The 25,057-nt window shown below is 43.0% G+C and carries 18 protein-coding genes; 14 read left to right on the top strand and 4 right to left on the bottom strand.

Annotation, left to right across the window (positions count from 1 at the left end; genetic code table 11):
- The first annotated feature begins 325 nt into the window (after positions 1–325).
- From metA to aceK, 4 genes are all read left to right on the top strand, one after another.
- Complete coding sequence (gene metA, locus PR799_RS12565; RefSeq protein WP_036955456.1) at positions 326–1,255, top strand: homoserine O-acetyltransferase MetA; 930 nt, start codon at positions 326–328, stop codon at positions 1,253–1,255.
- A 364-nt stretch (positions 1,256–1,619) separates the two neighbouring features.
- Complete coding sequence (gene aceB, locus PR799_RS12570; RefSeq protein WP_272522249.1) at positions 1,620–3,218, top strand: malate synthase A; 1,599 nt, start codon at positions 1,620–1,622, stop codon at positions 3,216–3,218.
- Between the two features lie 68 nt (positions 3,219–3,286).
- Positions 3,287–4,594 (top strand): isocitrate lyase, encoded by a 1,308-nt coding sequence (gene aceA / locus PR799_RS12575; protein ID WP_154601987.1) that lies wholly within the window; start codon positions 3,287–3,289, stop codon positions 4,592–4,594.
- Between the two features lie 108 nt (positions 4,595–4,702).
- Positions 4,703–6,445, top strand: a complete 1,743-nt coding sequence (gene aceK / locus PR799_RS12580) for a bifunctional isocitrate dehydrogenase kinase/phosphatase (protein ID WP_154627213.1) — start codon at positions 4,703–4,705, stop codon at positions 6,443–6,445.
- Positions 6,446–6,507: 62 nt separating this feature from the next.
- Here aceK and PR799_RS12585 read toward each other — a convergent pair whose 3' ends face one another.
- Together PR799_RS12585 and edd are read right to left on the bottom strand one after the other, a co-directional pair.
- Entirely contained in the window at positions 6,508–7,146 is a 639-nt protein-coding gene (locus PR799_RS12585; protein WP_272522251.1) for a bifunctional 4-hydroxy-2-oxoglutarate aldolase/2-dehydro-3-deoxy-phosphogluconate aldolase, read from the bottom strand.
- A gap of 57 nt (positions 7,147–7,203) precedes the next feature.
- Entirely contained in the window at positions 7,204–9,054 is a 1,851-nt protein-coding gene (gene edd / locus PR799_RS12590) for a phosphogluconate dehydratase (RefSeq protein WP_154627214.1), read from the bottom strand.
- 235 nt (positions 9,055–9,289) lie between these two features.
- On the opposite strand from edd, the gene PR799_RS12595 reads away from it, so the two are divergent.
- The 3 genes from PR799_RS12595 to PR799_RS12605 all read left to right on the top strand — a co-directional run bounded on the left by PR799_RS12595 (position 9,290) and on the right by PR799_RS12605 (position 11,990).
- On the top strand, positions 9,290–10,084 hold the full coding sequence (locus tag PR799_RS12595) for an N-acetylmuramoyl-L-alanine amidase-like domain-containing protein (protein WP_272522253.1): 795 nt from the start codon (positions 9,290–9,292) through the stop codon (positions 10,082–10,084).
- A gap of 411 nt (positions 10,085–10,495) precedes the next feature.
- The gene (locus PR799_RS12600) at positions 10,496–10,774 is read left to right on the top strand and encodes a helix-turn-helix domain-containing protein (RefSeq protein WP_154627216.1); all 279 of its coding nucleotides are present in this window, start codon (positions 10,496–10,498) and stop codon (positions 10,772–10,774) included.
- Positions 10,775–11,102: 328 nt separating this feature from the next.
- Positions 11,103–11,990, top strand: coding sequence for an N-acetylmuramoyl-L-alanine amidase (locus tag PR799_RS12605; protein ID WP_154627217.1), 888 nt, complete (start codon positions 11,103–11,105; stop codon positions 11,988–11,990).
- Positions 11,991–12,046: 56 nt separating this feature from the next.
- Here the strand turns inward: PR799_RS12605 and iclR are convergent, their stop codons facing one another.
- Positions 12,047–12,877, bottom strand: coding sequence for a glyoxylate bypass operon transcriptional repressor IclR (iclR, locus tag PR799_RS12610; RefSeq protein ID WP_036955435.1), 831 nt, complete (start codon positions 12,875–12,877; stop codon positions 12,047–12,049).
- Between the two features lie 261 nt (positions 12,878–13,138).
- Here iclR and metH point away from each other — a divergent pair, with 261 nt between their 5' ends.
- The 4 genes from metH (at position 13,139) to PR799_RS12630 (ending at position 19,830) form a co-directional block, all read left to right on the top strand.
- On the top strand, positions 13,139–16,822 hold the full coding sequence (metH, locus tag PR799_RS12615) for a methionine synthase (RefSeq protein ID WP_272522256.1): 3,684 nt from the start codon (positions 13,139–13,141) through the stop codon (positions 16,820–16,822).
- 72 nt (positions 16,823–16,894) lie between these two features.
- A complete protein-coding gene (locus PR799_RS12620; RefSeq protein ID WP_154601994.1) occupies positions 16,895–17,482 on the top strand; it encodes a hypothetical protein in 588 nt (195 codons plus the stop codon).
- Positions 17,483–17,677: 195 nt separating this feature from the next.
- Positions 17,678–19,234 (top strand): tetratricopeptide repeat protein, encoded by a 1,557-nt coding sequence (locus PR799_RS12625; RefSeq protein WP_272522257.1) that lies wholly within the window; start codon positions 17,678–17,680, stop codon positions 19,232–19,234.
- Positions 19,235–19,584: 350 nt separating this feature from the next.
- Positions 19,585–19,830: a hypothetical protein gene (locus tag PR799_RS12630; RefSeq protein ID WP_154601996.1), complete on the top strand. Its 246-nt coding sequence runs from the start codon at positions 19,585–19,587 to the stop codon at positions 19,828–19,830.
- Positions 19,831–19,921: 91 nt separating this feature from the next.
- Here the strand turns inward: PR799_RS12630 and lysC are convergent, their stop codons facing one another.
- Positions 19,922–21,289 (bottom strand): lysine-sensitive aspartokinase 3, encoded by a 1,368-nt coding sequence (gene lysC, locus PR799_RS12635; protein ID WP_272522260.1) that lies wholly within the window; start codon positions 21,287–21,289, stop codon positions 19,922–19,924.
- 376 nt (positions 21,290–21,665) lie between these two features.
- Here lysC and pgi point away from each other — a divergent pair, with 376 nt between their 5' ends.
- The 3 genes from pgi to ubiA all read left to right on the top strand — a co-directional run bounded on the left by pgi (position 21,666) and on the right by ubiA (position 25,050).
- Positions 21,666–23,312 (top strand): glucose-6-phosphate isomerase, encoded by a 1,647-nt coding sequence (pgi, locus tag PR799_RS12640; RefSeq protein ID WP_272522262.1) that lies wholly within the window; start codon positions 21,666–21,668, stop codon positions 23,310–23,312.
- Between the two features lie 305 nt (positions 23,313–23,617).
- Positions 23,618–24,121: a chorismate lyase gene (gene ubiC / locus PR799_RS12645; RefSeq protein ID WP_154601999.1), complete on the top strand. Its 504-nt coding sequence runs from the start codon at positions 23,618–23,620 to the stop codon at positions 24,119–24,121.
- A gap of 74 nt (positions 24,122–24,195) precedes the next feature.
- Positions 24,196–25,050, top strand: coding sequence for a 4-hydroxybenzoate octaprenyltransferase (gene ubiA, locus PR799_RS12650; protein WP_036955408.1), 855 nt, complete (start codon positions 24,196–24,198; stop codon positions 25,048–25,050).
- Positions 25,051–25,057: the final 7 nt, after the last annotated feature.

Consider the following 25,057-nt stretch of genomic DNA (forward strand, 5'->3'; position numbering starts at 1 on the left):
GTTTGGGGTACTTGAATACCTGTATTTAAAGGCTACTATGTAAAACCTGCCACCCGAAAATCATTATTCCAGAAACAATAAATCTTAAAATTCCCTCTATTTCAGATCAAAAAAGTCTAAGCCATTTTAGCTATCACGCTGTAATAAAAAGTCTGGATATCATCGAGTTATCAGTTTGATAGACTCTCAATATTCCTATAACACCGACTATCGCTTGAAATTATTTCAACTTGCTTTGAAACGCTCGACAAGTAGAGTTACATTGGTTAGATTGTTTAGCATTCTAGAAGTCTAAACGTATAAAGTATATTTAAGGGGATGAACCATGCCAATTCGCCTGCCTGATGAGCTACCAGCAGTTAATTTCTTGCGTGAAGAAAATGTTTTTGTCATGACCACGACAAGAGCCAGCCTTCAGGAGATCCGTCCCTTGAAAGTACTGATACTGAACTTAATGCCTAAAAAAATTGAGACTGAAAACCAATTTTTACGGTTGCTATCAAACACGCCATTACAAGTCGACATCCAGCTTCTACGCATTGATCAGCGAGAATCTAAGAATACACCAACGGAACACTTGAACAATTTTTACTGTGATTTTGAAGATATTAAACACCAAAATTTTGATGGATTAATTGTCACAGGTGCTCCGCTCGGCTTAGTTGAATTTGCTGACGTGTGTTATTGGGAACAAATAGAGCGCGTGATTGCATGGGCAAAAGAGCATGTGACTTCAACATTGTTTGTTTGCTGGGCTGTTCAAGCTGCACTTAACGTATTGTATGATTTACCTAAATTAACCCGTAAAGAGAAACTTTCTGGGGTATATTCACACGAAACATTAGAGCCTTACGCGTTATTAACTCGGGGATTTGATGCTTCTTTTTATGCACCGCACTCCCGTTATGCCGATTTCCCTGAAGACTATATTCGCCAGAACACAGACCTTGATATTTTAGCCAGTTCACCGGAAGCAGGAGCGTACTTATTTGCATCAAAAGATAAGCGTTTGGCATTTGTCACAGGACATCCTGAGTACGATGCAGAGACATTATCCCAAGAATATTGGCGTGATGTGGATGCAGGGATCACACCTGAACTGCCGTGTAATTATTTCAAAAATGATGATCCGAATAATTCACCGGAAGTTCGTTGGCGTAGTCATGGCCACTTGTTATTCTCCAATTGGCTCAATTATTATGTGTATCAGATCACACCATTTGATCTTACTCACATGGAACCGACTTTAGATTAAAAACCTCACTTAATGCCAGTTAACTGGTCATATCTCAGAATATAAGGCTGAATAATCAAAATTATTTGGTCTTTAAATCAAGATTCCCTTCTTTATTTAGATGAATAAATAACCGTTTTTTGCCTATTTGTTCATTTTTTATTTTTAACAATAAAAATCCCACCAATATACAACCCTATGATTTAACTAATATTTAACACTTTGTTTTTTGTAATAGAAATTAAAAGCAAAATAAAAATAGTAAATATCTCTTTTTATATCAAGTAGATAAAATTAATTTAAATTAAAATGGAAACCGTTTTTGATTTATTTGTTTTTTGAGTTTACTCTTAATTCATAGCCAGCCATGAGTGAGGAAAAAACAATGGATCAGCAGTTATCTATTTCAGATTTAACCTTCAAGAAAGCATTTTCTCAGCAAGCAAAACAGATATTAAATGCTGATTCTATTGGCTTTCTTTCTTATCTCGTTGAAGGTTTCTTGCCAAGAAGAGAGCAGCTACTCAAAGATAGAGTGCATCGCCAAAAAGGGATTGATGCAGGAAGTTTACCTGACTTTATTATGGAATCTAATTCCATTAAAAATGCAGATTGGAAGATTCAAAATATTCCTGACGATTTACAAGATCGTCGTATAGAAATTACTGGGCCAGTTGATCGGAAAATGGTGATCAACGCATTGAATGCTAACGTAAAAGTATTTATGGCTGATTTTGAGGACTCTTTATCGCCATCATGGGAAAGGTTGATTGATGGGCAAATCAACTTACGCGATGCGATCACCGGCGAAATCTCTTACACCAATGAAAATGGCAAAGTTTATCAGCTGAAATCTAATCCCGCTGTGTTGATCGCCCGAGTGCGTGGACTGCATTTAGACGAAAAACATGTGCTTGTTGATAACCAACCGATACCCGGTGGGTTGTTTGATTTCGCGCTCTACTTTTTCAATAACTATCAGGCATTACTGGCGAAGGGAAGTGGCCCTTATTTCTATATTCCGAAGCTGGAATCGTGGCAGGAGGCTCAATGGTGGAGTGATGTGTTTAGCGCCGCAGAAGATTATGTAGGCTTACCACGCGGGACTATCAAAGCCACAGTGTTAATTGAAACACTCCCTGCGGTTTTCCAGATGGATGAAATTTTGTACCACATGCGACACCACATTGTTGGGCTTAACTGTGGGCGTTGGGACTACATTTTCAGCTACATCAAAACATTGAAAGAGCACGCTGACCGAGTTTTACCAGATAGACAGTCGGTGACAATGACGCAGGAGTTTTTAAGCGCCTATTCACGTTTGCTGATCAAAACTTGTCATCGCCGTGGTGCGTTTGCAATGGGGGGAATGTCTGCCTTTATTCCAAGTAAAGATGCACAGGAAAATCAAGCGATTCTCGCCAAAGTGAAAGCGGACAAAGAGCTGGAAGCGCGCAATGGTCATGATGGTTCATGGATTGCACACCCAGGTTTGGCTGATACCGTCATGGCGGTTTTCAACGAAGCATTAGGCGAGCGAAAAAACCAGCTGAATATCCGACGTGAAAATGATGATGAAATCACCGCGCAACAGTTACTAAAACCTTGTGAGGGTGAAAGAACCGAAGCGGGTATGCGCGCCAATATTCGCGTGGCGGTGCAATACATTGAAGCATGGATTTCAGGAAATGGCTGCGTGCCTATCTACGGTTTGATGGAGGATGCGGCGACCGCTGAAATTTCGCGGACATCAATTTGGCAGTGGATCCGTCATGGAAAATCATTATCGAACGGCATGAAAGTCACGAAAGCGTTATTTGAAGAGATGCTGGATGAAGAGTTGCAAGTCATCCAAAAAGAGCTTGGCGACCATCGTTTTCAAAGTGGGCGATTCAAAGAAGCTAGCGAGCTGATGCGCCGAATCACAACCCAAGATGAGTTGATCGAGTTCTTAACGATACCGGGCTATCAATTACTAGATTAGCCAACTTGAAGAATGCAGATATCACTCAATTACCCTACAAAGACAGATAACAAGAAAGGATGTAAATCATGACAACATCGCGCTTAGAACAGATTGCTCAATTGGAAAATGAGTGGAAAAAACCACGCTGGAAAGGCATTACTCGCCCTTATGCAGCCGAAGAAGTGATCAAATTACGCGGCTCGGTCAATCCTGAGCATACATTAGCTCGTAAAGGAGCTGAACGCTTTTGGGCACAGCTGAATGGTGGCGCGAAGAAAGGCTATGTAAATGCATTAGGTGCATTAACGGGCGGGCAAGCATTGCAACAAGCAAAAGCGGGAATTGAAGCTGTGTATCTTTCTGGTTGGCAGGTTGCGGCAGATGCGAACTCAGCATCCAGCATGTACCCAGACCAATCACTCTACCCTGTGGACTCAGTCCCTAACGTGGTTCAGCGGATCAACAACACGTTCCGTCGCGCGGATCAAATTCAATGGGCGAATGGCATTGGCCCCGATAATAAAGAATACATCGATTTCTTTTTACCTATCGTTGCGGATGCGGAAGCTGGCTTTGGTGGAGTACTGAATGCGTTTGAGCTGATGAAGCACATGATTGAAGCGGGCGCAGCGGCGGTACACTTTGAGGATCAATTGGCGGCGGTGAAAAAATGTGGCCATATGGGCGGGAAAGTTTTAGTTCCAACCCAAGAAGCAGTCCAAAAATTAGTTGCAGCACGCTTAGCGGCGGATGTTTCAGGTGTTCCTACTATCTTAATTGCTAGAACGGATGCGGACGCTGCTGATTTATTAACGTCAGATTGCGACCCTTATGATGAGCCATTTATCACGGGTGAGCGTACGGCTGAAGGTTTCTTCCGTACCACTGCAGGGATAGAGCAAGCGATTAGCCGAGGCTTAGCCTATGCCCCTTATGCTGATTTAGTCTGGTGTGAAACCTCCAAGCCAGATCTGGAAGCTGCGCGTCAATTTGCTGAGGCAATTCACGCCAAATTCCCAGGTAAATTATTAGCTTATAACTGTTCACCTTCATTTAACTGGAAGAAAAATTTGGATGACAGCACCATTGCTCGTTTCCAACAAGAGTTGTCAGACATGGGCTATCGCTTCCAGTTTATTACCTTGGCGGGAATTCACAGCATGTGGTTCAACATGTTCGACCTTGCTCACGCTTACGCACAAGGCGAAGGAATGAAACACTATGTTGATAAAGTTCAGGAATGTGAATTTGCCGCTATTAATAAAGGCTATACCTTCTCTTCTCATCAGCAAGAAGTGGGAACTGGCTATTTTGATAAGGTGACGACGGTGATTCAAGGGGGGAGTTCTTCAGTTACGGCATTAACGGGTTCGACTGAAGAAGAGCAATTCTAATCGGGGAGAAATTTACGGTTCCTATTGCTCGGTGTATGTGTGTTGACATAAGTGTATCTTTTGACTTTTCAGGCACGCAAGTGCCTATTTTTTATTGGGAGAGTGAAGATGACCCTTGAAACTGAACAGATCATCGCTCAAACCATTTTGCAGGGCTTTGATGCGCAATATGGGCGATTTCTTGAAATCACCTCGGGCGCTCAAGAACGCTTTGAACGCGGGGATTGGCATGCGGTTCAACACGCGATGAAACAAAGGATAAAGCTGTATGACCATCATGTGGGGCTTGTCGTTGCTCAGCTGCAATGTATGGGGCTAGTGCAATCGCTCAGCCCTTATAATTTGGCTCGAATCAAACAGGTCTATGCGACATTACTGCCGGATTATCCGCGTTTTGAAATTGCTGAAAGTTTTTTTAATTCAGTATATTGCCGGCTGTTTCAACATCGAGAGCTGACTCAAGAAAATCTGTTTATCTTTACTTCACAACCAGCACGGCGCTTTTGCACCTTACCAAGACCATTAGCTCGCGAATATAAGCTCAATGGGAACATGGAAACGGTATTTAATGGGATCTTAAGTGGGTTGCCCATTCGCTTAACGTGGCGAAATTTAGCCTTTGATATTGACTGTATTATGGAAACGCTAAGGCAGCGCTTTCCTGAGATTGTTGAACAGGGTGCTCAATTGCATGTGGCGAATGAGCTGTTTTACCGGAATAAAGCCGCATGGTTAGTTGGGAAGCTATATATCAATCACCAAGTTTACCCATTCTTATTGCCTATTCACCATGATGAAGACGGCAAAATGTATGTAGACGCGTGTTTAACTGGGTTTGATGACGCGAGCATCGTGTTTGGCTTCGCTCGTTCCTATTTTATGGTGTATGCGCCATTTCCGGCTGGGTTAGTTTTCTGGTTACGTGAAATCTTACCCAGTAAATCAATCGCTGAATTGTATATGGCGATTGGTTGCCAAAAACACGGTAAAACAGAATATTACCGAGAATATTTGGCGTATTTAAATTTTTCACGAGAACAATTTACACTCGCGCCTGGTGTGAAAGGAATGGTGATGTTGGTGTTTACGGCGCCATCATTTGATCGGGTATTTAAGATTATTAAAGATAAATTTGCGCCACAAAAAGAAGTGACTAAAGCTCGAGTGCTTGAGTGTTATCAAATGGTCAAAGAGCACGACCGAGTGGGTCGCATGGCGGATACTCAAGAGTTTGAAAACTTTATTATTGAAAAGCGTTTTGTGAGTGATGAGCTAATGACTGAGTTACTGACGGAGGCGCCGTCTCAGGTTGAAGATTTGGGGGATAAAATATTAATTCGTCATCTCTATATGGAACGAAAGATGATCCCGCTGAATATTTTTATGGATGAAGCGTCGGATGAGCAGCTTTATCACGCAATAGAAGAATATGGCTGCGCCATCAAACAGCTGGCTGCCGCCAATATTTTCCCAGGGGATATGCTATTTAAAAACTTTGGGGTAACGCGCCATGGTCGGGTGGTATTTTATGATTATGATGAAATTTGCTATATGACCGAGGTGAATTTCCGTCATATTCCTGAGCCGCTTTACCCTGAGCAAGAGCTCTCCGGTGAACCTTGGTACAGTGTGCGGGAGCAAGATGTTTTCCCCGAAGAATTTGCGCAATTCTTATGCCAAGACCCGAAAGTTAGAGATTATTTACAGCAGCATCATCAAGATTTATTTAACGCAGATTATTGGCAAAAACTGCAAAAACGTATTTTGGATGGGTATGTCGAAGATGTGTTTGCTTACTCGGAAGATCAGCGCTTTTGTCGTCGATTTCTTCACGCTATCTCTGCGGCTTAGTTGATTGAAAGTGGGTCAATGACCCACTTTATAACTCAACCACTCACATCATAACTTAGCAATTACAGCGCACCTTGCACCGCTTGCTGTGCTAATTCGGTGATTTTATCGTAGTTGCCATTTTCCAGCGCATTTTCTGGCACTAACCATGAGCCACCAATACACAGCACGCTATCTAGAGCGAGATAATCACGGTAATTTGCGAGGGAGATCCCGCCCGTTGGGCAGAAGCGAACTTGGGAGAAAGGCCCTGCAATCGCTTTGAGCGCTTTCACGCCACCATTGGCTTCGGCTGGGAAGAATTTGAATTCTTTAAGTCCGTAGTTCATGCCCGCCATTAATTCCGATACGGTGGAAATTCCGGGAATTAATGGAATGCTGCCTTGATTTGCCGCCGCTAATAACTCGTCCGTTAAGCCTGGGCTGATAGCAAATTGTGCGCCAGCTTGGGTCACTTCAGCCAGCTGTTTTGCATTGATAACGGTACCAGCACCCACAATCGCTTCAGGGACTTCTTCAGCAATAAGTCGGATGGCTTCGATGGCGCATTCCGTTCTTAACGTGACTTCCAATACTTTGATACCGCCTTTGAGTAAGGCTTTTGCTAAAGGAACGGCTTGCTCGAGTTTCTTGATCACAATGACAGGAACAACAGGACCTTGTTTTAGAACATCTTCAGCGGTCATTTTCCAATTATTCATAATAAATCCTAGTAAGCGGTATAAATTAAAAATTAATACAGTCAGTCATTAATACAGTCAGTCATTAATACTACAAGCACCTTCTTCGGCGCCGGATAAATGTTGTCTTAATGCACCAAACAGCTCTCGACCACAACCCACTCGTTCTGCACTCAGGTCGGCTTGATAAGGTTGACGAGCGGATAAAATTTGTTCGTCGACGAGAAGCTCAATTTCTCCCGTTAATGCATTAACGCGAATTAAATCACCATCTTGGACTTTGGCGAGTAAGCCGCCATTGTAAGCTTCTGGGGTGACATGAATAGCAGAAGGTACTTTACCCGATGCTCCCGACAATCGCCCGTCAGTGACTAATGCCACTTTATAGCCTTTATCCAATAATACCCCGAGTGGCGGCATTAATTTATGTAATTCAGGCATGCCATTCGCAGATGGTCCTTGGAAACGAACCACAATGACGCAGTCTCTGTCTAATTCGCCTGCTTCAAAACGCGGTGCAATATCATTTTGATTATTGAACACGATGGCTGGGGCTTCAATCACTTGGTTTTCAACGGGAACGGCTGACGTTTTCATCACAGCGCGACCAAGGTTTCCAGACAGTAGTTTAGTCCCACCGTGATGGGAGAAAGGATGATCAATATCAGCAATCACTTCAAGATCATAAGAATTTTTTGCCCCTTCGCGCCAAGATAATTGACCGTTGTCCAGCCAAGGTTCGAGGGTATAACGTGATAACCCAAATCCGGCGACGGTGTGAACGTCATCATGGAGTAAACCTTTAGCAAGGAGCTGGCGGATCAACAACTGAACGCCACCGGCCGCTTGGAATTGGTTAATATCAGCTTGACCATTTGGATAAATTCGGCAAATCAGAGGAACGACAGCAGAAAGATCAGAAAAATCATCCCAATTGATAATGATGCCGGCGGCGCGTGCAATCGCCACCAGATGCATGGTGAGATTGGTGGATCCCCCTGTTGCCAGAAGCGCCACAATACCATTTACAATCACTTTTTCATCAACCAGTTTACCAATCGGTAAATAATTTCCTGATTGCTCAGTAAGGCGTGTAATTTGGCGAGCCGCAGCACGAGTGAGTTCATCTCGTAATGGTGAATCTGGTGGAACAAAGGAAGAGCCAGGTAAGTGTAACCCCATCACTTCCATCACCATTTGGTTAGAGTTTGCGGTTCCGTAAAATGTGCAGGTACCAATGCTGTGATAGGACGCGGCTTCAGCATCAAGTAATGCATTGCGGTCAACTTTCCCTTCAACGTATAGCTGACGAATTCTCACTTTTTCTTTGTTGGGTAAGCCAGTGCTCATGGGGCCTGCGGGGACAAAAACTGCGGGTAGGTGCCCAAAAGAGAGCGCGCCCATCATCAGCCCCGGAACAATTTTATCGCAGATCCCTAAATAGAGCGCGCCATCGAACATATTGTGGGAAAGCCCGATGGCAGTGGACATCGCGATAACATCGCGGCTCAGTAATGAGAGTTCCATACCATCTTGCCCTTGGGTAACACCATCGCACATGGCAGGAACACCCGCAGCTACTTGCCCAATCGCACCATTTTCCAGTAGCGCTTGTTTCAATTGGTCAGGGTAGCGGTCATAGGGGCGATGAGCGGAAAGCATGTCGTTATAGGAGTTAATGATAGCGATATCGGAACGAGTCATACTTTTGAGAATACTTTTTTCTTCGCTTTGGCAGGCAGCAAAACCATGAGCCAGATTCCCACACGCTAATTCAGCGCGATGTACAGTACTGCTACGAGCCTGTTCAATTTTTTCGAGATACGCTTTTCGACTCTCTTTCGAGCGCGCGATGATACGTTGGGTGATCTGTAAAATAGGGTCATTGACCTTCGTTGAAGGAGTGACGTCAGAAATATTTTTGCTCATGATAATGGCTCCATTATACAAACAGTACTCTTTGTGTTACCGGTAACATTGTTCAATGAAAAAACAATTGTTGCAATGATCAAAATGAAGATTTCGACATATCTGTGATCTGAATCAAGAAGAGGATCGGGGAGTAATTTGGGAGTAATCGTGACCATTTCAGCCTAACAGAATGATAAATAATAACTATAATGAGTTGGTCAATGGCACTGAGATAAAAATCAAGTAGGGAAATATGGCTGGGTTGAAAAAACGGAGTTCGCTTGGGTGGCTGTTAGGCGTTTTTTGGTTGTGCTCAAGCAGCGTTCAAGCGACAGAAGTGCCTGAAGTGGTTTTAACCACAGGTTCTTACGGTGTATTAGAGAAGGCGATTTCAGCTAGCCAAGGTAGTTATGCTGAGCAAAAAATGGCGAATGCAACCGCCACTTTGTTGGGCACTCCCTACAATAATCGCACTTTAAATAGGGATGCATTCTCAACGGAACGGTTAATCATTGACTTAAAAGCCGTTGATTGCATGACATTCATTGAGTATAGCGAAGCCTTTAAGTATGCAGAGGATGCTGAACAATTTGCCTCATATTTAGAGAAAGTACGCTATGTCGATGCAAAAGTCGCATTTAATCAACGTCGTCATTTCTTTTCGGATTGGGCAGAAGGGGATCATAAAGTGGTCTCTGATATAACGGCTCAATTGAGCCCCCACACTATTTTTGTTAATAAACAACTTAATAAAAATAGTAACGGTGATCCTATTATTGCTACGGTTAAAATAACACCAAGAGTGATTGGTTATATCCCAACTCGATTTATTGATAGAAAATTACTGAAGCAGTTAAAAACAGGGGATTACATTGGTATTTATTCCCCTGCATCAGGATTGGATGTCACCCATGTGGGTGTTGTTATTAGAGATGGCGAAAAAGTGATATTTCGCCATGCTTCTTCGCAACGAAAAAATTTACGGGTAATGGATGTCGAACTATTTTCTTATCTTCAAGGAAAAAGTGGAATTATGGTATTTAGATAAGTTGGTTTGAAAGTTAAGCCCGCTAATGACTTATTTTTTAATGCTGATGACGTATGACATTATTTTAAATAAATTTTAATTTTTAAAATAAACTTAAAACGTAAGTACAAGTGATTTTTAGTTACTAATTATTGCCATAACTATTTAAATTGTAAAACATTATTAAATTAGAGATGTTTTAATAATAGTTTCACAAGGTTAAAGCAACGAGTGACATTAAAAAATTTTTTTATAAAGCAATGAATTACAACTAAGAGTAGTAAGGATTAAAAATTAAAATCATAATGGCACCTTAAATTCCTATCAATAATAGTTAATTTGATTGTTTTTATCTATTTTAAAAAAAACAGATTGTTTTTATAATGCCCGTTAATGTTTGATTGGGTTCTTTATATTGGGGTGAGCATGTACATGTCAGAAAAACAAAATATTTATGCTTTGCTTGGCAATCATCTTCGTAAGGCTAGAGTAAGTAAAGGGTTATCAGGTCAGGAGTTAGCGGCTATTATTCAGCTAAGTCAGCAGCAGGTATCTCGATATGAACTGGGTGTGAATAAGCTGAGTTTAGATAAATTAATCGAGATTGCTATTTTACTTGAAATTGATATTCATGAAATTACCACTATGATTGCACGTCAATTTGAGAAAGAGAAAGATAATTCTAGTGAGGTGGCTCTGGCTAGTTTTTAATTTATTTTCACTTCCCTTAAAGTTTTATAGATTAAAAAAATTATAATGATTAAATGATTTTAATTGTTAATTCTATCTTAAAGTTAATAATTAAATATCATGAATCTGATGATTCTGCTTTTAAATGATAAAAGCAGATAACGATTAAATTCGATTAGCTTTTTTTATAAAAGTATTCATGTTTTGCTTTTTTTGATTCATTTAGTTTACTCTTTTTTTTATATTTGCTCATATTTAAGACGATTCTTTGTGAAAAGTTCTCATGGTTTTATCGAGGGCGGTGTGCTTAAATGTGCGACAATTCAACATGGAAAAAGGGCAGTTTTAAATGGCTAGGGCAATATGGATATTTGTCATATTCCTACTTGTCGGTTGTTCAACGACACCTTCAAAAACGGGTTACTATCTCGATCAGAGTTACCCGTCACAGAATACCAGTGAGCGCATTCAATTTATTGTTCTGCATTACACTGTTTCTGATGATGCCCACTCAATTAAAATATTAACGAAAGGAAAGGTGAGTTCCCACTACCTCATTCCTAGTCAGCCTGCACAAAAAAATGGTCAGCCTGTTATTTTACAACTCGTTCCTGAGCGTTTGAAAGCGTGGCACGCAGGGGATAGCCGCTGGCAATATCATCATGGACTTAATGATAGCTCGATTGGTATTGAAATCGTTAATGAAGGTTTGGTGAGAAAAAATGGTCAAGATATCTGGCCGCCTTTTAATGACTCACAGATAGATGCATTGATCCCGCTATTGAAAGACATCATGCAACGTTATGACATTCCTCCAGAAAATGTCATTGGCCATAGTGATATCGCACCGCTGCGTAAACAAGATCCGGGGCGTGCATTTCCGTGGCAATCATTAGCGTTGCATGGGATTGGTGCTTGGCCTGACCCTCAAACCGTCAATAAGTATTTAGCTGGGCGACAAATTAATGCTCCTGTCAGTGTATTAAACCTACAAAAAGCATTGAAGTTTTATGGCTATGCGGGGATCCCACTGACAGGAAAATTAGATAAAGAAACGAAGCAGACGTTGCGTGCATTCCAAATGCATTATCGTTCACGGGATATTGATGGGCGGGCAGATGCGGAAACGGAAGCTATCGCTTTAGCTTTGATTGAAAAATATCGCAATATGCCGAAATTCAAACAATCTTTGAAATCGAATAAATCGGAAAGCGCATCCGGTCAACAGGGTGATTAACCCGTCAGTAACATGATTAATTGAAGATGTGCGGGGAGATCCCGCACTTTTACTTACTAGCGATTAGCGCCATATTCATGGCTGATTTCTTTAGCAGCTTTGATCACCATCGCTCCTAACTCGGTTACCCGATCATCAGTGATCCGCGAAAGTGGTCCAGAAATTGAGATCGCGGCAAATGCCTCTTTATGTTCATCATAAATACAGGCACCAATACATCTTAACCCCAGCGCATGTTCTTCATCATCATAAGAAAATCCTTGTTTTTTAGCTTGTTGCAGATTTTCTTTCAATGCGGAGGGGTTAGTTAATGTATGCGGTGTATAGGCATGTAAGCCTTTTTTACCCAGTAATGGAATTAGCTGTTCTTCAGGCAAATTGGCAATAAACGCTTTTCCTGCACCTGATGCATGTAACGGCAGTTTTCCGCCAATCGGGGCAGACATACGCATTAGTGCATTACATTGTACTTGGTCAACAATCACAGCGTCATATTCCGTGTGATCTAAAATCGCTAAATTGACGGTTTCACCAGATTCTTCCATCAAACGGCGTAATATCGGATGGACAAGAGCTAATAAATTACGACTTTCAAGGAAGCTACTGCCAATGATAAAGGCATGAGAAGCGATGACCCACAGCCCGAGATCCCCTGTCTGGCGCACAAAACCGTGCTGTTCGAGGGTCATTAATAAGCGGTGAGTCGTGGAATTAGGTAAGCCGGCTTGAAGGGCTAAATCGGTGAGAGCGATCCCCCCAGTTGATTCAGAAATGTATTCCAAAAGCGTCAGTCCACGGCTTAAGGATTGAACTTGTCCGGCAGCCGTAGCGCCACTCGCAGGTCCTTTTGCCTTCTTTATTTTTTTAGTAATGGGTGTAGCCGCCATCAAGTGTCTCCTGACAGGAATGAATATTCGTTTCTATTATGAATGATTTCATTCAAAAATACTCATCGGATCAGCAAAAAGTCGATCTTTGGCAACCTGAAAAACTCTCATCATAACGAAGAATTTTCTCTTCTGAAGTTATGGTAGGATGTAATTCATACAAATTTAGTTTGGTTTCAATTCATTGACGATTTAGCTGTGCGAAGTCACAGCATGGGGCAGATTAAGCCGAGGGATTATCATTTTCAGGAGGACAGTGCAGTGTCCAGCAAGAAAAACCAATTAGAACAACAACTAAAAAATAGAATTCTCGTCCTAGATGGTGCGATGGGAACGATGATCCAACGCCATAAACTCTCTGAAGAGCAGTTTCGCGGCGCACGTTTTGCCGATTGGCCAAGTGATTTGAAAGGCAATAATGATTTACTTGTGCTCACCCAGCCTGAGATTATTCGCGATATCCATAGCCAATATTTTGCGGCAGGAGCGGATATTGTTGAAACCAATACATTTAACTCCACCACCATTGCGATGGCGGATTATAAAATGGAAGCCCTTTCTGCGGAAATCAACGAAACCGCAGCTCGCCTTGCTCGTGAATGTGCCGATGAGTGGACACGTAAAACCCCAGAAAAACCACGCTATGTGGCTGGGGTTCTGGGACCAACAAACCGTACGGCATCGATCTCCCCTGATGTGAATGATCCGGCCTATCGCAACGTGACGTTTGATCAGCTGGTGGATGCCTATCGCGAATCCACACGATCGCTGATTACGGGCGGTGTCGATCTGATAATGATCGAAACTATCTTTGACACATTAAATGCAAAAGCGGCGATTTTTGCTGTAGAAACTGAATTTGAAGCCCTTGGGATCCACTTGCCGGTGATGATTTCAGGGACTATCACTGATGCCTCGGGGCGCACCTTATCAGGGCAAACCACGGAAGCATTTTATAACTCATTGCGTCACTCTCAGCCGCTATCATTCGGGCTTAACTGTGCACTGGGGCCTGATGAGCTTCGTCAATATATCGCTGAATTATCGCGTATTTCAGAGTGCTATGTTAGCGCCCACCCCAATGCAGGATTACCGAATGCATTCGGTGAATACGATCTTGATGCCAAAAATATGGCGCAGCAGATCCGCGAATGGGCGGAAGCTGGCTTTTTAAATATTGTCGGTGGATGCTGTGGTACCACGCCACTTCATATCCAAAAAATGGCGCAAGCCGTTGAGGGGCTTAAACCTCGCCAGTTGCCAAAATTGCCAGTGGAATGTCGTTTATCCGGTTTAGAGCCGCTGAATATTGGTGCGCAGTCTCTGTTTGTGAACGTGGGAGAGCGTACTAATGTCACAGGCTCGGCAAAATTCAAGCGTTTAATTAAAGAAGAAAATTACCAAGAAGCCCTGGATATCGCTCGCCAACAAGTGGAAAACGGCGCGCAGATCATCGACATTAATATGGATGAGGGAATGCTAGATTCTCACGCGGCGATGGTGCGTTTTCTGAATTTGATCGCGGGAGAGCCGGATATTGCACGGGTGCCTATTATGATCGACTCCTCAAAATGGGATGTGATCGAAAAAGGCCTGAAGTGCATTCAGGGTAAAGGGATCGTGAACTCCATCTCCATGAAAGAGGGGGTTGATACCTTTATTGAACATGCCAAATTAGTCCGCAAATATGGTGCGGCGATGGTGGTGATGGCGTTCGATGAAGTGGGGCAAGCAGATACCCGCGAGCGCAAAATCGAAATTTGCCGCCGCGCATACCAAATATTGACGGAAACGGTCGGTTTCCCGCCTGAAGATATTATTTTTGACCCGAATATTTTTGCGGTTGCTACGGGGATTGAAGAACACAATAACTATGCCGTTGATTTTATTGAAGTCTGTAAAGATATTAAAGATCAGCTGCCCCATGCATTGATCTCCGGTGGGGTATCAAACGTCTCTTTCTCATTCCGAGGCAATGATCCGGTACGTGAAGCCATTCACGCGGTTTTCTTGTACCACGCGATCCGCAATGGGATGGATATGGGGATCGTCAATGCGGGGCAACTGGCCATTTATGACGATCTTCCTGCCGAGCTTAAAAACGCAGTAGAAGATGTGATCCTCAATCGCCGAGAAGACGGTACTGAAAAATTACTGGAACTGGCTGAAAAATACCGTGGAACAGGGGGACAAGAGCAGCAAGTTCAACAAGCGGAATGGCGCAGTTGGGAGGTCGAAAAACGACTGGAATACTCGCTAGTGAAAGGGATCACGGAATTTATTATCCAAGATACGGAAGAAACTCGCCAACGCGCATCAAGCCCAATCGAGGTGATCGAAGGCCCGTTAATGAACGGCATGAATGTGGTGGGCGACCTGTTTGGGGAAGGAAAAATGTTCCTGCCTCAAGTGGTGAAATCCGCTCGAGTGATGAAGCAAGCCGTGGCGTACTTAGAGCCGTATATTCAAGAGCTAAAACAGTCGGGCAGCAGTGCTGGTAAAGTATTATTAGCGACGGTGAAAGGGGATGTGCACGACATTGGTAAAAATATCGTGGGCGTCGTTCTGCAGTGTAATAACTATGAAATCATTGATTTAGGCGTTATGGTGCCATGTGAAACGATCCTGAAAACCGCTCGTGAACAAAACGTTGATATTATTGGTTTATCGGGGCTGATTACACCGTCGTTAGATGAGATGGTGCATGTGGCAAAAGAGATGGAGCGACAAGGGTTTACCTTACCGCTATTGATTGGTGGCGCAACCACCTCGAAAGCCCATACTGCCGTGAAAATCGAGCAAAACTATTCAGGGCCCACGGTCTATGTGCAGAACGCATCCCGTACAGTGGGTGTCGTTGCCGCATTACTTTCAGCAACCCAAAAAGCCGAGTTTGTAGCCCGAACGCGTCGTGAATATGACACGGTTCGCCTGCAACATGGGCGCAAAAAACCAAGAACCCCACCCGTCACATTAGAAGCCGCTCGCGCTAATGGGGTGAATATTGACTGGCAACAGTACCAGCCGCCAGTTCCTAAATTCCTAGGCGTTCAAGAAGTGACGGCATCGATTAAAACATTGCGTGACTATATCGACTGGACGCCATTCTTTATGACATGGTCATTGGCAGGTAAATATCCGCGAATTCTGGAAGATGAAGTCGTCGGGGAAGAGGCGCGCAAATTGTTGGCGGATGCCAATGCGATGCTCGACACGCTGGATAGCCAAAAATTACTGACGCCAAAAGGGATTTTTGGCATTTTCCCTGCAAACAGCGTAGTGGATGATGTGGAAATCTATCGCTCCTCTGCTCGGGATGAAGTCCAAGCGGTTGCACTGAATTTACGCCAACAAACGTTGAAAACCGATTTTCCTAACTACTGTTTATCCGATTTTGTGGCACCGAAAGAGAGTGGTCAAGCGGACTATATCGGTGCGTTTGCAGTGACTGGTGGGTTAGAAGAGGATGCTCTGGCACAGCAGTATGAGGATGCCCACGATGATTATAATAAAATCATGGTGAAAGCTTTGGCCGATCGCTTGGCCGAAGCTTTTGCGGAATATCTTCATCAACAAGTGAGAACCCAGTATTGGGGCTATGCACCGGATGAAGCGCTGAGCAACGAAGAGTTGATCCGTGAAAATTATCAAGGCATTCGCCCTGCGCCGGGTTATGCTGCTTGTCCTGAACACACAGAAAAGGAAAAAATCTGGCAACTCCTGAATGTGGAAGACAAAATTGGTATGAAACTGACCAGCTCTTACGCTATGTGGCCGGGAGCCTCGGTGTCGGGTTGGTACTTTAGTCACCCTGATAGTAAATATTTTGCGGTGGCGCAGGTGCAAAAAGATCAAATTGAAGATTATGCTAAACGCAAAGGAATGACGGTCGCAGAATTAGAACGCTGGTTAGCACCGAACCTCGGCTATGATCCAGAAGATTGATTTGATCCAGAAGATTGATTTTTCAGTTATTCGCCTCCATCTTATAGGTAGGAAATCTATTGGGAGCAAATGATGAGCTATGAATTTATAATTGAAGGAAAACTGCCGTCCTCGGTAGTTTATCCTTATCAGATCCAAAATAGCGCCGCACCAGACACGTTTATGATGAGCGAAGATGCGGTGAGTGCCATGATGAGTATTTTGCAAATCATGGACAAATTGGATACTGAAGATTCATTGACGGAACATTGCTTTAACCAAATTTGGTTAAGAAGCGAGTTAACGCCAGCAAGAGCAGAAGAAATTTATCTGTTCTTGGAAAACCAAGAGCGGGTTGAGCCGATCCCTTCACAAGAAGAAATCGACGCGTTTTATCAAGCCCAACAAGCGGAAGATAAGTTACTCTCTAAAGAAAGTACCAAAGAAGGTATGGTTCCGGTTCATAAATTTGCGACCAATGATGGCTGGTTAATTACAGCGAAAGAGAGTGAATTAATTGCCGAGGTATTTTCAGAAGAGTTAGTGGGTGAAAACCATTTTGTGGTTTCCCAAATATCGACGCTATGCAAAATTAGTCATCAAAAATTGGAATTGATTTTAATTGAGTGGGGTAAGTTTAATTTATTTGCCAGTAAGCATGGTGGATATCGCGTTAATTAATTTTCCGAATTAAGACAATTTAATTATTAATTAGAGGGTGATTAGCTCGTTTTATAATCAATTACGATAATCACCCAAATTATTTTCTTAAAAATTCACTTCATTTGGTTATTTTCTGCTTATAGTCCTTATGATTTTTGTATGGGAATGATATCTTATATAGCAGTGGTCAATGCCAAGCTGTGAGTAAATGTCATGAAATTACCCTCTCTCTTATTTAGTTTCTGCATTATCTGTGCCCCTTATGTGCAAGCAGAGCCAATAGAGTCGGGTTCGTTTCATAATCAGCCAACCAAAGCGGCTGCTAACCAATCATCTACCCCAATTATCGCCCCTGTGGTTTTAACGCCTCAGGCGGATTCTGCTTTAGTTGAACCTTTACCTAAAGCCCTTGAAGTGACTGAGCCAAGCAACCTTCCAACTGATTTCCAAAGTAGCATTAAAGAGGCTAATGCGGGCAAAGTTGATGCCATGATTGACGTGGGTGTCGCATATTTGGATGGCACAGATTTTCTCGATGCTGATGAAAATAAAGCCTATTACTGGTTTAAGAAAGCTTCTGATCTAAATAGTAATGATGGTGATTACTACATCGGTATGCTGGCGCAGCGCAAAAAGGATTATGAGCAAGCGGGTAACTGGTACCGTAAATGCGCTGAAAAAGGTGATGCATATTGCCAATATGCGATGGGCTATTTATTTGAGCGTGGTTTAGGCGTCGAAAAAGACTATAAACAAGCACGTGCTTGGTATTATGAGGCTGCAGAGCAAGAGCAAGAATATGCACAGTTTGCCATTGGGCTGTTTTACCATGATGGGCTTGGTGGTGATATTGACTACAATAAAGCTTTTACATGGTATGAGCGCAGTGCACGTAATGGCGTAGCCTCTGCCGTGAACAACTTAGCCGTGATGTATGAGAATGGCGAAGGCATGGAAAAAGATGAGGACACGGCGATTTACCTGTACCGCCAAGCCGCGAATATGGGCTCCCCAGTTGCACAAAAAAACATGGGGGACTTTTACCGCAAAGGTCATCCGCTCGTTGAGCAGAATAATTACCAAGCCGTGTACTGGTATAAACGTGCGGCGAACCAAGGTGAGTTTTCCGCTCAATATGCGTTAGCGCAAGCGTATGAGACAGGCGATGGCGTTGGGCAAGACCTGAGCGAAGCCTTCAAATGGTACCAAATGGCAGCGGATAATGAGTCGGCTGAAGCTGCCATGAAAGTGGCCGAGTATTATGAAAAAGGTCTTGGCGGCGTTAAGCCTGATATGGCCAAAGCGACCCAGTGGTATATCGAATTAGCCGATTCAGATATTGTTGACGCACAATTAAAGTTAGCGAATTTATACTTGGCGGGTCAGTTGAAGGATGTTGAGATCCAGCAGATTGTGAAATGGCTGGAAGTCACTAAAGAAGACAATATGGAAGCAAAAAACCAGTTAGCGATTTTCTACCTGACTGGAACTGGAGTTCAGCAAGATAGCCAAAAAGCACGAGAGCTTTTGGAGTCTGCGGCATTCAAAGAAAACAGTGATGCGCAAAATAACCTCGGTGTTATGTATGCTCGAGGAGAAGGTGGCAGTCAAAATATTTTCCGTGCCATTATGTGGTTTGAGCGTGCAGATAAACTGGGTAATGTGACCGCGAAAAATAACTTAGCATTATTGCAAAAAGACCATAATGCAAAAGCGAATATGCTGCAATATACAGAAAGTGTAAAAGATTCATTACCTTCTAAAAAATGAGTTAATAAAAAGATCCATTCCATTTTATTTGAAAGCCAATAACCTTATAAATACTATTGGCTTTCAATCATCAATGTCTATTTCAATTCTTATCATATTTACAAATATCATTTTGATATTCTTAGGAATTACTTTAATTACACTTTTTCTTATCTATTTTTGAATAGAAACTACGTATATCTACACCATAAAATTTATCAATCTTTGTGAATTAGGAAGCTATTTTTATTTAGCTAAATAATGAAGTATAGTTTTATTAACTGGTTCTTTGTTGAGTCTTTGTTGTAAATCTCTCCATTAGATTAGAACGAGTTTAGTTGTTTTTTGAGTATGAAAAAATGAGGTGTCAAATGAGCACTTATTGTTTTTTTATTAAATCCGACGAAGTTGTTGCGTTAGAGATGAAGGAAACCCAAAAAGCGTCAGAGTTGCTGAGTGCGGGTTATCAGAAGCAGTTTGAAGAAATAGAGGCGAATAGCAAAGAATTAGCGTTAGCGCGCTTTGCGGATATTCGCGGAGAAGAGCTAAAAAGCACCTATGCTTTTGCGGGTGAGTCGACGTTTAGTGGGCTGATTACTTCTTTCCTAAGTCGTTAAATTTATTTTTATTAGCAAGTCAAACGGGCAATCAAAAGATTGCCCGTTATCGTTTCATGGCGCGTTGTTATTAATGGATAGCTATTCGCTATCACTCAAAAAGATTATTGTGCAGCGTGCGAACAATCTCTTCCGCGTCGTTACCCGGCACAAGCAGACAAATATTATGGCTGCTAGCACCGTAACTGATCATGCGAATATTAAAGGATTCCAGGGCGCCGAAAATCTGTTTTCCGAGCCCGTTCACTTGCGAAAGTTGGTTACCAATAATCGCCACTAGAGCAAGGTTTTCTTCCACTTCTACGCGGCACAGCGCGGATAATTCTGTCATTAAGGCATTGGTCAGTAAGCTACCATTAGTGCCTGTTGAGCCAGTTGTATCTAATGTCAATGCAACACTCACTTCCGATGTGGTGATCAAATCCACGGAAATATTATGGCGCAGCAAGATAGTAAAAATCTCTGCTAGGAAACCACGCGCATGCAGCATTTTCAAACTGTGCAGCGTCAGTAACGTTTGTTTGCGGCGTAGTGCGAGCGCTCTAAATTGCGGTGGGTTTTCCGTTTGATCGTTGACAATAGTCCCACCCGCTTCTGGGGCTTTACTAGAGCCGACGAATACAGGGATCCCCGCACGCACTGCGGGTAATAACGTGGCTGGATGCAGAATTTTGGCGCCGAAAGTCGCCATTTCAGCCGCTTCATCAAAGGCGATTTCATCGATTTTTTGGGCATTCGGCACTACGCGAGGGTCGGTAGTGTAAATACCAGGTACATCGGTCCAAATATCCACGCGGGATAGGTTTAATACTTCAGCCAGTAAGGCCGCGGTATAGTCACTTCCTCCGCGCCCTAGTGTGGTGGTGCGCCCTTTGGCATCACGACCAATAAACCCTTGAGTGATAACAATTGACTCGGCTAAGCGTGGAAGTAACTGCTGCTGTGCGAGCAGTTGTAGCTGTTCAAGATCCGGTTCAGCACGACCAAATTGTTCGTTGGTTCTCATTACTTTTCGGACATCGAACCACTGCGAAGATGCCCCACGTTGGCGTAATACTTCGACAAACAATAAGGTCGACATAATTTCGCCGTGGCTGACCATTTCATCCGTTAGGGCATCGGAAGTGGCCAGAGAGGCGGAATCAGCTAAATGGGCGATATTCTCAAGTAGACGGTCGATTTCTTCGCGGATCACGTTCGCCGTTTGCAAGTGTTCGATAATGTCATATTGAGTCTGTTTAACTCTTTGCAGTAGCTCGTTGCGTTTATCAGTGTCGCAGCCTTCAGCGAGTTCAATGAGCAAGTTGGTGATCCCCGCACTTGCGGAAAGCACAACCACACGAACGTGATCATTTGCCAGTACGATGTCTGCACTTTTATTCATGGCGTCGAAGTTAGCGACGCTTGTGCCACCGAATTTTGCGATAACAAACTGATTACTGCCAGCTACTGTATTCATTTTTTCAATCCCTTTAATTAAACCGCCTATCTTTAAATAATGCATGAACCCAAAATAATTCCTGCGGCGCTGGCCGAATGAGGCACTACATCAACAGCTTGAAATACGTTGGAGTAATAGATTTATCGACTTTGGCACGTATCGTCAATAATGAATCGAGGCAAATCAGTAATTCTAATGATGGGCAAATGATTATCGGTTTTCCCAATACCTTTTCTTTTTTTAATCCTTTTGGGGATGAGATGACAGTTGGCGTTAGGTTTGGGAGAATAGACCTAACAACAGCAGATTATGAGAACGCAGAAAACCGATAAGCTTCGTGTCCTCGGCGAGTTACAATCTATTATTATTTGAAATTGTTTTGGAGGTGTTATCCATGAAAAGTATCAATCCAAGCCAGACGGCGGCATGGCGAGCGCTAGAGCAGCATTTTGCAGACATGAAAAATGTGCATATGCGTGACTTATTTGCACAAGATGAACAGCGCTTTACGAAGTTTTCAGCCACTTTTGATGACCAAATCTTAGTGGATTTCTCCAAAAACCGTATTACACAAGAGACATTGGACAAACTTTTGGCATTAGCCAAAGAAACGCAACTGGAAGATGCAATCAAAAGTCTGTTCAGTGGTGAGAAAATCAACCGTACTGAAGACCGTGCCGTACTGCATACCGCATTACGTAACCGCGACAATACCCCAGTGCTGGTGGATGGCAAAGATGTGATGCCAGAAGTGAACGCTGTGCTGGAAAAAATGCAGCAGTTCAGCGCGCGTATTATTAGTGGCGAGTGGAAAGGGTACACAGGTAAAGCCATTACTGATGTGGTGAACATTGGGATTGGTGGCTCAGATCTGGGGCCATTTATGGTGACTGAGGCGCTGCGTCCTTATAAAAACCATTTAAATATGCACTTTGTTTCTAACGTTGATGGTACTCAAATTGCAGAAACATTGAAGGATCTCAATCCTGAAACTACGTTATTCCTGATTGCATCGAAAACTTTCACAACGCAAGAAACCATGACCAATGCGCATTCAGCGCGTGAGTGGTTATTGACGTTTGCCAAAGATGAAAAACATATCGCGAAGCATTTTGTGGCGCTCTCAACGAACAGTGAGCAAGTCGCAAAATTTGGTATTGATACCAATAATATGTTCGAGTTCTGGGATTGGGTTGGCGGTCGTTACTCTCTGTGGTCAGCGATTGGTTTGTCTATCATTTTATCCATCGGTTATGAGAATTTCGTTCAATTACTGAGCGGTGCTCATGCAATGGATAAGCACTTCACGCAAACGCCTCTAGAAAGCAATATCCCCGTTTTATTAGCGCTGATCGGCATCTGGTACAACAACTTTTTTGGCTCAGAAACTGAAGCGATTCTTCCATACGACCAATACATGCATCGCTTTGCTGCCTATTTCCAACAAGGCAATATGGAATCAAACGGAAAATATATTGACCGTAATGGCAATGCAGTCACTTACCAAACAGGTCCAATTATTTGGGGTGAACCGGGAACTAACGGGCAACATGCGTTTTACCAGTTGATTCACCAAGGGACAAAAATGATCCCATGTGACTTTATTGCGCCGGCAGTGACACACAACCCGCTGGGCGATCACCACGCTAAATTGCTGTCTAACTTCTTCGCACAGACTGAAGCGCTAGCCTTCGGTAAAACCCGCGAAGTGGTGGATGCAGAATTTGCCGCGCAAGGTAAAAGCGTTGAAGAGATGGAGTATGTAGCACCTTACAAAGTATTTGAAGGTAATCGCCCAACTAACTCTATTCTGCTTAAAGAGATCACGCCGTATTCATTAGGGGCGTTGATCGCGATGTATGAGCATAAAATCTTCACCCAAGGTGCAATTTTGAATATTTTCACCTTTGACCAATGGGGTGTAGAGTTAGGTAAGCAATTAGCGAGCCGTATTCTGCCTGAATTGGAAAATAGTCAAGCGGTGGCGAGCCATGATAGCTCCACCAACGGGCTGATTAATTGCTATAAAAACTGGCGTTAATGGCGTTTTTTTAAGCGACTAATAGCCTGTGATTGGCAGGCTATTAGTATCCTAATAAAATACGATTTTTAAGCTAACTCATTATAAATCAAATATTTTTCACAAAATTTTTACAATTTGTGTTGAATTAGCGACTTTTTATATAAATTGTTATCTATCTTTAACCTTGCACAATAACAACGTGCTATCCTATCGCCCAATAATTTAGATGAACGATGCTGGTTGTGGCTTTAACGCGCTAGACGTTAACACGCTGGAGTAGCAATCAGGGGATAACCATAATTACTATGGTGGAATTTGATTGAATGCCTGAAACGATTTTTACCTCTCACCCGATAAACTGGTTAGAAGAGGGCGACGAGAGTGTTCCTGAAAGTGTATTAGATTGGTTGCAAGAGCAGGGGTCGATGACCAAGCGGTTTGAGCAGCATAGTCAGAAAGTGACGGTAATACCTTATTTAGAACGCTATATCTCACTGGATATGCTCACCGCCGACGAACAAAAATGCTTACCAATTAGTGAGCGTTATTGGCTACGGGAAGTGATTATGTATGGGGATAATATCCCTTGGTTGATTGGCAGAACGCTGATCCCAGAAGAGACGCTCACCGATAATGACAAACAATTAGTGGATATTGGGCGAGTCCCATTAGGGCGCTACCTCTTTAGTCATGAAAACCTAACCCGAGATTATATTGAAATGGGATCCAGCGCTGACCGCTGGGTACGCCGCTCCTTACTAAGATTGTCCGAAAAACCATTATTATTAACCGAAATATTTTTACCTGAATCACCTGCATATAGATAACTATCTAACATAATTCAAATAACGTTTATGGGTAAAATAGAAGCATAAAGGAGCACGACAACGTGGAGGGAAGTATGGCGCTAAGTAAATGGCATGCATACAGCCGTTTAATGCGTATTGATAGACCTATTGGCTCACTGTTATTACTGTGGCCAACCTATTGGGCGCTGTGGATTGCCGCCCAAGGCACGCCAAGTTTGCATATTCTGATTGTCTTTACGGCAGGTGTATTTTTAATGCGTGCCGCAGGCTGTGTTATCAATGATTTTGCTGATCGTAATTTCGATGGGCACGTAGAAAGAACCAAACACCGACCACTGCCTAGCGGTGATGTCACGGAAAAAGAAGCAAAAATCCTATTTGCTGCGCTGGTGGGGCTCTCTTTCTTATTGGTATTGAGTTTGAATACCATGACTATCTGGTTATCGGTCGCAGGCTTAGCGCTAGCGTGGATCTACCCGTTTGTAAAACGCGTGAGCCATTTACCTCAAGTCGTATTGGGGGCTGCATTTGGCTGGTCAATCCCGATGGGATTCTCAGCCGTTAGTGAGTCCTTACCATTAGTTTGTTGGTTACTGTTTTTAGTGAATATTATCTGGTCAGTGATTTATGACACCCAGTATGCGATGGTTGACCGCAACGATGATTTAAAAATTGGCGTGAAATCGACGGCGATTTTGTTCGGTCAATATGACAAGCTGATTATTGGTTTACTACAAATTGTCATGGTTGGCTTGCTGGTGGTGATTGGCTCATTGGCTAACTTAGGCATGGTTTATTATGGTTCGTTAGTGCTAGCCGCTGCGCTGTTTGTTTATCAGCAGCAATTGATGGTGAACCGGGAACGAGCGCCGTGCTTTAAAGCGTTTATGAATAATAACTATGTCGGTTTTATTCTGTTTATCGGTATGGTGATTAGCTATTTTTAACCATTAA

Origin of the sequence: Providencia sp. PROV202 (assembly GCF_028479565.1) — a bacterium.
In the GTDB taxonomy this organism is placed as follows: Bacteria; Pseudomonadota; Gammaproteobacteria; order Enterobacterales; family Enterobacteriaceae; genus Providencia; species Providencia zhijiangensis.

Bases quoted from the DNA above. Each gene is read 5' to 3' on its own strand.
- metA (WP_036955456.1), top strand. From the start codon at position 326: ATGCCAATTCGCCTGCCTGATGAGCTACCAGCAGTTAATTTCTTGCGT.
- aceB (WP_272522249.1), top strand. From the start codon at position 1,620: ATGGATCAGCAGTTATCTATTTCAGATTTAACCTTCAAGAAAGCATTT.
- aceA (WP_154601987.1), top strand. From the start codon at position 3,287: ATGACAACATCGCGCTTAGAACAGATTGCTCAATTGGAAAATGAGTGG.
- aceK (WP_154627213.1), top strand. From the start codon at position 4,703: ATGACCCTTGAAACTGAACAGATCATCGCTCAAACCATTTTGCAGGGC.
- PR799_RS12585 (WP_272522251.1), bottom strand. From the start codon at position 7,146: ATGAATAATTGGAAAATGACCGCTGAAGATGTTCTAAAACAAGGTCCT.
- edd (WP_154627214.1), bottom strand. From the start codon at position 9,054: ATGAGCAAAAATATTTCTGACGTCACTCCTTCAACGAAGGTCAATGAC.
- PR799_RS12595 (WP_272522253.1), top strand. From the start codon at position 9,290: ATGGCTGGGTTGAAAAAACGGAGTTCGCTTGGGTGGCTGTTAGGCGTT.
- PR799_RS12600 (WP_154627216.1), top strand. From the start codon at position 10,496: ATGTCAGAAAAACAAAATATTTATGCTTTGCTTGGCAATCATCTTCGT.
- PR799_RS12605 (WP_154627217.1), top strand. From the start codon at position 11,103: ATGGCTAGGGCAATATGGATATTTGTCATATTCCTACTTGTCGGTTGT.
- iclR (WP_036955435.1), bottom strand. From the start codon at position 12,877: ATGGCGGCTACACCCATTACTAAAAAAATAAAGAAGGCAAAAGGACCT.
- PR799_RS12620 (WP_154601994.1), top strand. From the start codon at position 16,895: ATGAGCTATGAATTTATAATTGAAGGAAAACTGCCGTCCTCGGTAGTT.
- PR799_RS12625 (WP_272522257.1), top strand. From the start codon at position 17,678: ATGAAATTACCCTCTCTCTTATTTAGTTTCTGCATTATCTGTGCCCCT.
- PR799_RS12630 (WP_154601996.1), top strand. From the start codon at position 19,585: ATGAGCACTTATTGTTTTTTTATTAAATCCGACGAAGTTGTTGCGTTA.
- lysC (WP_272522260.1), bottom strand. From the start codon at position 21,289: ATGAATACAGTAGCTGGCAGTAATCAGTTTGTTATCGCAAAATTCGGT.
- pgi (WP_272522262.1), top strand. From the start codon at position 21,666: ATGAAAAGTATCAATCCAAGCCAGACGGCGGCATGGCGAGCGCTAGAG.
- ubiC (WP_154601999.1), top strand. From the start codon at position 23,618: ATGCCTGAAACGATTTTTACCTCTCACCCGATAAACTGGTTAGAAGAG.
- ubiA (WP_036955408.1), top strand. From the start codon at position 24,196: ATGGCGCTAAGTAAATGGCATGCATACAGCCGTTTAATGCGTATTGAT.